The sequence below is a fragment of the Psychrobacter sp. Ps6 genome, assembly GCF_022129235.1.
In the GTDB taxonomy this organism is placed as follows: Bacteria; Pseudomonadota; Gammaproteobacteria; order Pseudomonadales; family Moraxellaceae; genus Psychrobacter.
Genome location: NZ_JADQAI010000173.1, coordinates 1 through 1,103 on the forward strand (window position 1 = coordinate 1; position 1,103 = coordinate 1,103).

Annotated in this window: 2 protein-coding genes; one reads left to right on the forward strand and one right to left on the reverse strand. The window is 35.7% G+C overall.

What is annotated here, in order from left to right:
• A partial coding sequence (locus I3255_RS14670) for a substrate-binding domain-containing protein (protein WP_238039489.1) occupies positions 1-737 on the forward strand: 737 nt, incomplete at its 5' end.
• Here I3255_RS14670 and I3255_RS14675 read toward each other — a convergent pair.
• A partial coding sequence (locus I3255_RS14675) for an ABC transporter ATP-binding protein (protein ID WP_238039490.1) occupies positions 709-1,103 on the reverse strand: 395 nt, incomplete at its 5' end. The two genes, I3255_RS14670 and I3255_RS14675, sit on opposite strands and share 29 nt — an antisense overlap.

A 1,103-nucleotide genomic window follows, 5' to 3' on the forward strand; every position in this document is an offset into this window, starting at 1 on the left:
ATCAATCTAACTTAATGATATTTTCTGCAGGTAGCCTTCGTACAACTGTGACCCAACTAAAGCCACAATTAGAACATTTAACTCAACGATCAATCACATTTACTTTTGGCCCTGCTGGCTTACTCAGTAAAAACATACAATCAGGTATGCAGTGTGATCTTTTTCTATCTGCAAATATGGCTCATCCTCAATATTTGCGTTCTATTGCTTTAATGAAAAATATAATGCCTTTTTGTCACAATAGCCTCTGTTTAACTATTGCTCGCCATCATTATCAACCACATAAAACATGGATCGATTATATTAGTGATCCAGCATTACAATTAGCAACATCAACACCTAATTGCGATCCATCTGGTGACTATACGTGGCAATTATTTGATAAAATCGCGCAATACAATAAACCATTAAGCGATTATTTAAAAAGGACTGCCCAACCACTAGTTGGGGGCATTAACACGATAACAATACCACCAGAATATACTGCCGCGTCGTTTCTTATTCAGCACCATAACATTGATATGTTTATCGGTTATTCTCACTATAAATCGATACTAGCAAGAGATCCAAAATTGATGGTGATCCCTATTCCTGCGCAAGAGAATATTTTTGCAACTTACGGCCTTGCATATAATGATGATATTGCCCTTCCTATTGTTAATTATCTACTTTCAATCTCAGGACAGTGTTATCTTCAGCAAGCGGGATTTAGTTCAATCCATCAAACAATGGAATAATGGTTTGATAAGATTGTTGGTCAACAATAACCGTCGTTTTTTTAGTCTTAACTCCATAAGCCTGTTGAAGATTAGGTAGATTTAATATTTTCTGACAATCATTAAATAACCATTTACCTTGAGGCAATAATAACAGCGCTTTATCTGCTACTAGTAAAGCATGACTAGGATCATGCGTTGTGAATATTACGCATTTATTATCACGACGAGCCAATGTTTTTAATAACCGCAATACCGTTTGTTGATTATGTAAATCTAATGCTGATGTTGGCTCATCTAAAGCAATCACAGTGCAATCAGCAACTAATGCACGAGCAATTAAAACTAACTGTTGTTGACCACCAGACAGCTGTGAAAAAAAACTAT